Here is an 8,769-nt window from a genome sequence, read left to right as displayed (position 1 = left end):
GACCGGCTGGCCGGCCGAGGGGCCGAAGCCGCCCGACGTGACATGGCCGGCCGGGTTGCCGTCGGCGTCGAAGAGCGCGGCACCGCCACGCACCGGTTGGCGGCCTTCCGGCTTCAAACCGACGCGCTTTTGCGCGGGTCCTCGTTCCACCGCGGCGCGGAGCGCATCGGCGCCGATGAAAGTGCCGGAAGCGCGGATGTCCTTTGGGATTGCCCACATCAAGGCGGCGCTGGCCGGGTCGGTTTCCGGTGTGATGTCCTGGCCATGCAGGCAGAGACCGGCCTCCAGGCGCAGGCTGTCGCGCGCGGCCAGGCCGATCCACAGCACGCGCTCGTCTCCGAGCAGCTTCGCGACGAGGTCGCGTGCATCGGCCTCCGGCAAGCCGATCTCGAACCCGTCCTCGCCGGTATAGCCCGACCGGCTCATGAACCAGTTCTTGCGCGGTTCGACCCCATGCATGAACAGCAGCGAGCCGGTCTCGATGCCGGCGCGGGAAAGGGCGGCCCAGGCTTCAGGACCCTGGATGGCCAGGAAGACGCGGTCGAGCGGCTCGATCCTGGCGTCGAAATCCGCGGCAAGTGCACGCAAATGCTTTTCGTCGCCTACGGCGTTGCCGGCATTGGCGACCACCATGAACCTGGCATCGCCAAGCCTGGTGACGATCAGGTCGTCGAGGATGCCGCCTGCTTCGTTGAGGAAAAAGGACAGTTTGGATTGCGAGATTTCGAGCGCGCCGGCATCCAGTGGGCAGGCACGGTTGAGCAGTGCCGCCGCTTCCGGTCCGCTGACCTCGAACAGCTTCATATGCGAGATGTCGAACAGGCCGGCCTGCTCGCGGGTGTGAAGGTGTTCCTTCATGACGCCGGCCGGATAGGTCAGCGGCATCGACCAGCCGGCAAAGGCGCCGAAGCGCGCACCGGCGGCCATATGGATATCTTCAAGGGGAAGGTGTTTTGTGTCGTCGCCCGTCATGTCGTCTCCAGAGTCGCACGCAATCGGTCGCGAATGGCGACCAGTCCGTGCCCCTCTGTCTGAAGCCTGAGAGACTCGCGCAGCCGGAACTCTGTCAGCGGCGCTTACACCTTCGGCGCGGGGGCAAGCCCCGACTTTCCAGAGTGTCTTTCCCGTCTACGGTTCTTTTGCCTGAGAGATTTCGGGCGATTTCCCCTTCGGCGACAGCTCTCGCTGTTCTCTCCCGCAAACAGGTAGGACTCAAGACCCTGAGTCCTCGACGCGCCATCCATAGCTTGCGCGCGACGGCTTGTCACCTGTCAGCAACATCTAAAGCGCGTGCATGTCGTTCTTCAAACCGCGGCACGCTGTCAGGCGACATGCGTTGGCGACAAGTCTTCACTAACCACGCCGTTTGCCGGTTTTTCAAGACACTGCTGATATGTTGGCTTGTATGACGCTATCGGGCCGGCGCTTGGCGACGGCGGACGGGGACGACAAATGGGCGAATTGATCATGAGCGCGCCGGTGGCCGGGCTGACCTCGAAAAGCCGCATCGCCGCGGAGGACGTGGCGATGTTGCGCCATGAAGTGTTCGGCGACGGCGTCGTGACGCGTGGCGAGGCCGAGGCGCTGTTCGCGCTCGATGCCACGGCGAAGGACAAATGCCAGGAATGGCCGCCCTTCTTCATTGAGGCGGTCACCGACTATATCGTCCACCAGGAAAAGCCGTCGGGCTATATCTCGCAGGACAATGCCGACTGGCTGATCCGCACGATCTCGCGCGACGGCATGGTCGACAGCCGGACCGAACTCGAATTGCTGGTGCATGTGCTGGAACAGGCGAAATCGTCGCCGGCCCAGCTTTGTGTGTATGCGCTGGAGCAGGTGGCGCATGCCGTCATTGACGGCAAGGGGCCGCTGATGCTCGGCGGCGTGCTGGCTCCGGGCCTCGTCGCGCAGGCGGAGGTCGAGCTTTTGCGCCGGATCCTCCATGCCCATGGCGGCGACGGCAACATCGCCATCACGCGCGCCGAGGCCGAGGTGCTGCTCAAGATCAACGAGCGGACTGCTCAAGGACAAAACGATCCGTCCTGGAACGAGCTGTTCGTCAAGGCGATCGCCAATTTCGTCATGTGCTCGGCCGGCTACGAAGCACCGACGCGCGACGTGGCGCTGCGCCATGACGCCTTCCTCGAACATGCCGATCCGGAAATCGGCGGCTTCTTCAGCCGCATGATCTCCGGCGGGCTTGCCGGCATCATGGAGGCCTACCGATCTCCTGGCGACATCGAAGCCGAATGGGAAGCCAAGAACAGGGCGGCCGAGGCCCTGGCCCGCCGTGCCGAGACGATCGATGCCGGCGAAGCCGGCTGGCTGATCGAACATATCGGCGTCGACAGGCCACTTTACGAGAACGAACGCGCGCTGCTGACCCTGATCAAGCACGCCTCGCCGGAAATTCACCCGGCGCTCAGGCCGCTGCTCGACAAGGTTGCCTGACCGGCCAGGGATTGCTTAATCGGTTCCGGGATGCTGGTCAGATCTGATCGACGTCGACGTATATCCGGGCCAGGCCTTCCCGGACGGTCGACATGGCATCGGCGACACTGATGTCGATGTGGTCATGCATGAGCCTTGCGGCCGTGTCGGCATCGCGAGCTACCATGGCTCGGGCGATTTCGCTGTGTTCGGTGTAGGTCGTCGACAGTCGCCGGTGCTTCTCCACTTCGATCTTGCGAACGAAATGGATGCGCGTGTTGATGCCTTCGAGCATGCGCGCCAGTTCGGGATTGCCTGACAGCCTGGCGATGCGGATGTGAAACTCCTCGTCCCTGGCGGTCAGCTCGGCGCTGGAAAACGAGTCGGCGCGCGCCATGGTGAGCGTCCACCAGTCGACGAGCGCGGCGAGCTCTTCATTGGTCGCGCGCTGGATCGCCAGCCTGACGGAGCGCTCCTCAAGCACCGCCCGCACGTCGGAAAGATTGACGACCTCGTCGACATCGAAGCCGCGGCAAAAGAAGCCGCGATTGGTCTGGAAGGTGATGAGTTCCTCCGTGACCAGCCGCTGGAGGGCCTCCCGGATCGGGCTGCGGCTGACATTCAGCCTCGCGGCAAGCGCCACTTCGTTGATGCGCTCGTTCGGCTTGAAGCGATAGTCCATCGCCATGCGACGGATCTCTTCATAGACGCGCGGGCCGGTCTTGATCGGCTTGGATGCCAACGCCGCATCGTCGTCCTGGTTGCTGTGCCTGGTGGGTCGGAGCATGGCGTCGGTCAAGCCTTTGCGGCGCTTGGTTCGGCGAACCGCGCCTGTGTGGGAAGGATACCGTCGAGGGCGATCGGCGCAGCCCGGCCGGCGATCAGTTCGGCGACGATGCGGGCCGATCCATGCGCCATCGTCCATCCAATATGGCCGTGGCCGGTGTTCAGCCAGAGGTTCTTGATGTTGCGCAGGCCGAGGATCGGCAGATTGTCGGGCGTCATGGGTCTCAGGCAGGCCCGCATTTCGGCGCGATCATAGGCGATACCGCGCGGGAACAGGTCCTGCGTGACGCGCTTCATGAAGGCGAAATCCGAAGACTTGTGGCTGCGATCATAGCCCGCGAATTCCGCGGTGGCGGTGACGCGGATGCGATCGCCCATCGGCGTGATGGCAACGAGATTGTGCTCATCGATGACGGGGAGTTTTGGAGCCAGCGCCGGGTCGACGATGGGAATGGTCAGGGAATATCCTTTGACCGGATAGATCGGCAAACCAAGGCCGATCTTGCGGGCGAGGATCGGGCTTTCGGCGCCGAGACACAGAACGTAGGCGTCGGCCAGAAATTCTCCCTTGTCGGTGACGACCTGGATGATCGCGTCATTCCTGCGTTCGATCCCGACGATCCTCGTGCTTGTCAGGATCTTGCCGCCCCTCGTTTCGACGATGGCCGCCAGCGCGCGCGTGAACTTGGCGGCGTCGCCGGTTTCATCGGTTGGACACATTATGCCGCCGGCAATGCTGCCGCGCGACGAAGCCAGCGCCGGCTCGCGGTCAATGATTTCCTGTGCGTCGACAATGCGGATCTCCTGGCCGTCGGCCTCCAGCAGGCGCATGTTGGCGACGCCCTTGTCGAGCGCCTGACGGCTGCGGTGGAAGTAAAGGATGCCGGCCGAGGTCCTGTCGTATTGGATCGATTCTTCCCTGACGACCGCCTGCAGGACCGATTGGGAATGGACCGCAAGCCGATGTTTGAGGAGGGTGTTGCGACGCGCTTTGGCGGCCGTGCATTCCCTGAGGAAGCGCAGCGACCAGCTGTAGAGATGCGGGTCGGCGGAAAGTTTGAAGCGAAGCGCCTGGTCTTTCAGGAACAGCGACTTCAGCAGGATTTTTGGCGCGGCTGGTGATGACCAGACGAAGGAGTGACCGGGCGCGATCATGCCTGCATTTGCCCAGCTCGCGCCCTCGGCCACCTGCGGTGCCTGCTCGAGAACAGTGACCGCGTGGCCGTCCTTTTGCAACTGATAAGCGGTGGTGATCCCGACCACGCCGCCGCCCAAGATCAATACGCGCATTGCTGTCCCGAAGGGGTGTGTTCCTATTGTCGACAATTCAATAGGAAGACGCCGATCCCTGTCAACGGTGAATGGGTCGGCGACGGACAAGCGATCCGCGCAAGCGCAAAATTCAGGCGTTTACCGGTTCCCAGGATCTGCACAGAGCCCTTGACAGTTTCGGCAATATCGCCGTTTCTATTGTCGACAATTCTGATTGGCATCAGGGAGGGGACTGCGCCATGGACGCCCCGGTTAGCCGCGCCGACGACACGCTTGTCCTCGACAAGGAACACATTCCGTTCAAGACCGATGACGGTATCGGCACGCGCGCCAATCTCGGCCTGCTCGTGCTGCGGACCGACCAGACCATCGAGGATGAATTCCGGTATGCGCTGCCCGCGCGCGACATCGCGCTGTACGAGGCGCGGCTCTACAGCGATGTCGAGATCACACCGGAAAACCTGATGAAAATGTCGGCGGTAATCCCGGCAACGGTGGGACTCTTGCCCGACGTCAAGTTCGATGTGATCGGCTTTGCCTGCACGTCGGGAGCGCTGGTCATCGGCGAGGATAAGGTTGCCGAGCGCGTTCACGAGGTGCTGCCTGGTGTGCAGGTGACCAATCCGGTGACCGCGGCACGCGCCGCGCTGAAGGCCCTGGGGGTCTCGAGGATCGCGCTGCTCACCCCTTACTTGGCGAAAATCAATCATTCGCTGCGGGCATCGCTGATGGCGCGGGGGATGGATATTCCGGTCATGGGCTCCTTCAACGAGGCGGACGACAATGTCGTTGCACGCATCACGCCGGCATCGGTCAAGCAGGCCATCTTGGAAATCGGTGCGTCGAGCGACTGTGATGCGGTGTTCGTTTCCTGCACCAGCATGCGCGTTGCCCGCATCATCGAGGAGGTCGAGAAGGAGTTGGGGAAACCGGTCACCTCCAGCAACCATGCACTTGCCTGGCATATGCTGCGGCTTGGCGGCATTGGCGAGCAGATTGCCGGAAAAGGCGAGCTGTTTCGCCGCTCGCTAGGCTAGCATCTTCAGCGCCGGATTTGCGGTGTGCAGCTCAGATCCCGCCGTACCAGTCATAGCCATTGTCTTCCCAATAGCCGCCCCTGCCACCGCCGACATCGGCAAAGCCGTCGACCAGTTCGATCTTGTAGAGATATTTCGGCATCTTGTAGCCGAGCTGGCGCTCGACGCGAACCCGCAGCGGCGCGCCGTTCTCGACCGGCAGCGGCTTGCCGTTCAGGCCGTAGGCGAGGATCGTCTGCGGGTGACGGGCATCGATGAGGTCGATGGTGCCGTAATATTTGATGTCGCCCGACAGGCTGCGGTCGATCGTGTCGAGGCAATGGAACATGACATAGCGCGCCTGCGGTTTGACCACCGCCTGGTCCAGCACCAGCGACAGCGGCGTGCCGGTCCATTTGGCTATGCAGCTCCAGCCTTCGACGCAGTCATGGCGGGTGATCTGGGTGCGGCTTGGCATGTTCTGGAGCTGCTCGCGGCTGAGCGACAGCGGCTTTTCGACAAGACCCGTCACTTCCAGACGCCAGTCGGCGAAATTGTTGGCGAGCAGGCCCTTGTAGACGTCGTCATCGGGAGCGGTGACGCCGTTCGGCCGCTGCGGCTGGCGGATATCGGCCTCGGTGAATTCCGGCGCCAGCGCACCGCGTCCGGCGAGCAGGCGTTGCGCCCGGTATGTCAGGCCATTGGCGTTTTCGAGGAAACTGCGCAGGCCGCTGCCGACGCTTAGCTGGCTGTCAAAGGCGTCGCAGCCCGACAGCATGATACCGGAAGCGCCAAGGCCGGCAGCGGTCAGGAATTTGCGGCGGCTGATCTCAAACTTCGCCATGTCAGGCACTCCTCTCGGCTGTATTGTCGTCCTGTGCGGGAGGATCGGTGCGGTACCAGCCGGTGATGATCGAGCGCAGCTCGTTGATCGGGCCGGCGGCCAGGATCATCAGGATATGGACGACGAAGAAGGCGACCAGCAGCACCATGACGGTGAAATGGATGGTGCGTGCCGTCTGCCGGCCACCGAGCAGATCGTTGAGGAAAGGCAGCACCGAGTTCATGCTTGGCGACATCGCCAGACCGGTGATGATCATCAGCGGCAGCAGCACGAACAGAACCCCGCCATAGGCCATCTTCTGCAGCGTGTTGTATTCGCGCGTGTGATGGAATTTGAGCTTGGCGTGGTCGACGATGTCTTGCGGCAACCGCTTCAAATCGTCGAGGCGTGGCGCGAGATCGCGCCGCAAATGGCCGTTCACGGTGCTGGCGACAAACCAGACGATCAACGTCGTGGTGAGTATCCAGGCAAAGAAGAAATGGATGACGCGCGCAGTGCCGAGATCATAGTAGGACGGGATGGTCGCCCAGGACGGGAAGGCGCGGGACGTCTCCTGGCCGGCCGGACCCGACCAGCCGAGCACCCCAGTGGTGTCGAAGCGCTTGCCGAAGATCTCCGTGTAGCCGCGCGGACCCGCATCGGAGTTCTCGGCGCCGATGGCGAAGATGGTGTTGTTGTAATCGAAGCCCGATTGCTTGCCGATATAGAGCTGCGGACGGGCATTGAAGATCTGCAGGCCGGACAACAGCATGAAGAACAGCGAGATCGCCCACAGCCAATGCGTCAGCCGCGTCCAGCGCGACTGCCGGTAAATCAGCGTTTTGTCGTTCGACGCCGAAGCGCCTGGATCGGCGGCGGATTGGCTTCTGGCAACGGATTCCATCGTGTTTCGTCTCCCGGCCTCGCGGCATGGCCTGCGCGCTCATTGTCCTCCTGATACGTCGCGATCCAAACCGATGTTTCATCCGATCACGGATTTATTACGGACCGCCCAGGCTGACGGCGAGATTGACGGCAGCGGCGACGATGACCGTGTTGAAGAAAAACGACAGGATCGAGTGGACAAGCACGACACGACGCATATGCGTCGTCGAGATGTTGGTGTCGGCGGTCTGCGCCGTCATGCCGATCACCGTCGAGAAATAGAGGAAGTCCCAACCCTCCGGCCGTTTGTCGCCCGGAAACAGCAGTCCGCCGACCGGGATTTTCTTCCTGGTCTCGGCATCCATCGCATCGCCATCCATCCAGTAGACATGAGCATAATGGAGCGCTGCCATGGCATGGATGGTGAACCAGCCGAGCGGGATCGACAGCAGCGCGAAGAAGAGCTCGATGGGATGGCTTCTGTCCTTCTGATTGATCAGCAGGAACAATGCGACAACGGCAACGCCGACGACGACAAGCGTCACGGCGAAGATGACCAGCACCGGCTGGTCGGTGGCGCGCGCATTCTTGCTCAGATACCTGCCGGTGAACTTCGGCATCTGGGCGACGACGAGAATGACATAGGCGGCAAAGAACGCGTTGGCGCCGATCGAATAGGCAAGCGGAGCGTGCAGCAGCAACGCCACCAGAAGCGCAAAGACGCCGAAGCAGGCAGACACAGCAAACAGCATGTGGCGCTGCATGGGTTTGTCTATCGGAGCTTCGGCGGCCATGGTGGTTCCAGCCCTGGATAGCGCTAATCCGGTGTGGCCGATTTCATGGCACGCCGCAAGATGCGATCGAGTTCGCCCAGAAACCGCGACCGGTCTTGCGGCGCGAAGCTGGCATTGTAGCCCTTGCTTTCGCCGGTCTCGCGCAGATGCTGCTTCAGGTCGCGCATCGCCACCGCCATGCCGATCGTTTCCGGCGTGAAGGGACGTCCGGTTGGCCCAAGCACATGGGCGCCAAGCGCTACCGCGCGGGCGGCCAGCGGAATGTCGGCGGTGATCACAATGTCGTTGGTGCGTGCATTGTCGACGATCCAGTCGTCGGCGGCATCAGCGCCCTTGGAGACCACGACATTGCGGACCATCGGATCGCGCGACGGCCGCAGGCCGCCATTGGAGACGTAGGTGACAAGGACGCCATGCCGGTCGGCCACTTTTTCGACCTCGGCCTTGACCGGGCAGGCGTCTGCATCGACGAGAATGGCGGGGAGTTCGCTCATGTTTCTTTTCTCCTCCCATTGTGAACCACGGAGGCCGCGGGCCGGTTGGGCCGCGGCCTGCGATCTTCCTCAGTAAACCACGACGCTTCTGATCGATTTGCCCTCATGCATGAGATCGAAACCCTTGTTGATGTCCTCGAGCTTGAGCGTGTGGGTGATCATCGGGTCGATTTGGATCTTGCCGTCCATGTACCAGTCGACGATCTTCGGCACATCGGTGCGGCCGCGCGCGCCGCCGAAGGCGGTGCCCATCCAGGTGCGGCCGG

General features: G+C 62.5%; 9 protein-coding genes, 1 pseudogene and 1 riboswitch. Of the genes and pseudogenes, 2 read left to right on the top strand and 8 right to left on the bottom strand.

Going from position 1 to position 8,769, the window contains the following annotated elements; all coding sequences use genetic code 11:
• A partial coding sequence (gene gcvT, locus EN991_RS13070; protein ID WP_127368903.1) for a glycine cleavage system aminomethyltransferase GcvT occupies positions 1-972 on the bottom strand: 972 nt, incomplete at its 3' end.
• Positions 973-1,121: 149 nt separating this feature from the next.
• Positions 1,122-1,208, bottom strand: a riboswitch (glycine riboswitch).
• Between the two features lie 244 nt (positions 1,209-1,452).
• Here gcvT and EN991_RS13065 point away from each other — a divergent pair.
• Positions 1,453-2,454, top strand: a complete 1,002-nt coding sequence (locus EN991_RS13065) for a hypothetical protein (protein ID WP_127368902.1) — start codon at positions 1,453-1,455, stop codon at positions 2,452-2,454.
• A 37-nt stretch (positions 2,455-2,491) separates the two neighbouring features.
• Here EN991_RS13065 and EN991_RS13060 read toward each other — a convergent pair whose 3' ends face one another.
• Together EN991_RS13060 and EN991_RS13055 are read right to left on the bottom strand one after the other, a co-directional pair.
• Complete coding sequence (locus EN991_RS13060) at positions 2,492-3,220, bottom strand: GntR family transcriptional regulator (protein ID WP_013531950.1); 729 nt, start codon at positions 3,218-3,220, stop codon at positions 2,492-2,494.
• A gap of 8 nt (positions 3,221-3,228) precedes the next feature.
• The gene (locus EN991_RS13055; protein WP_127368901.1) at positions 3,229-4,509 is read right to left on the bottom strand and encodes a D-amino acid dehydrogenase; all 1,281 of its coding nucleotides are present in this window, start codon (positions 4,507-4,509) and stop codon (positions 3,229-3,231) included.
• Between the two features lie 221 nt (positions 4,510-4,730).
• Between EN991_RS13055 and EN991_RS13050 the strand changes: the two genes are divergently transcribed.
• Complete coding sequence (locus EN991_RS13050) at positions 4,731-5,528, top strand: aspartate/glutamate racemase family protein (protein WP_013531948.1); 798 nt, start codon at positions 4,731-4,733, stop codon at positions 5,526-5,528.
• Positions 5,529-5,559: 31 nt separating this feature from the next.
• On the opposite strand, the gene EN991_RS13045 is transcribed toward EN991_RS13050, so the two are convergent.
• The 5 genes and pseudogenes from EN991_RS13045 to EN991_RS13025 all read right to left on the bottom strand — a co-directional run.
• Positions 5,560-6,351, bottom strand: a complete 792-nt coding sequence (locus EN991_RS13045; protein ID WP_013531947.1) for a molybdopterin-binding protein — start codon at positions 6,349-6,351, stop codon at positions 5,560-5,562.
• Between the two features lies 1 nt (position 6,352).
• Entirely contained in the window at positions 6,353-7,234 is an 882-nt protein-coding gene (locus tag EN991_RS13040) for a cytochrome b/b6 domain-containing protein (protein WP_024505335.1), read from the bottom strand.
• 97 nt (positions 7,235-7,331) lie between these two features.
• The gene (locus EN991_RS13035) at positions 7,332-8,009 is read right to left on the bottom strand and encodes a DUF1345 domain-containing protein (RefSeq protein ID WP_013531945.1); all 678 of its coding nucleotides are present in this window, start codon (positions 8,007-8,009) and stop codon (positions 7,332-7,334) included.
• Between the two features lie 23 nt (positions 8,010-8,032).
• The gene (locus tag EN991_RS13030; RefSeq protein ID WP_024505334.1) at positions 8,033-8,503 is read right to left on the bottom strand and encodes a YaiI/YqxD family protein; all 471 of its coding nucleotides are present in this window, start codon (positions 8,501-8,503) and stop codon (positions 8,033-8,035) included.
• Positions 8,504-8,572: 69 nt separating this feature from the next.
• Positions 8,573-8,769: pseudogene (locus tag EN991_RS13025) on the bottom strand (S-(hydroxymethyl)glutathione dehydrogenase); the annotation flags it as partial.

Source organism: Mesorhizobium sp. M7A.F.Ca.US.005.03.2.1, assembly GCF_003997795.1.
Taxonomy (GTDB): Bacteria; Pseudomonadota; Alphaproteobacteria; order Rhizobiales; family Rhizobiaceae; genus Mesorhizobium; species Mesorhizobium ciceri.
Note: the sequence above shows the minus strand (reverse complement) of the source record. Positions and strands in the feature narration are given on the sequence as shown.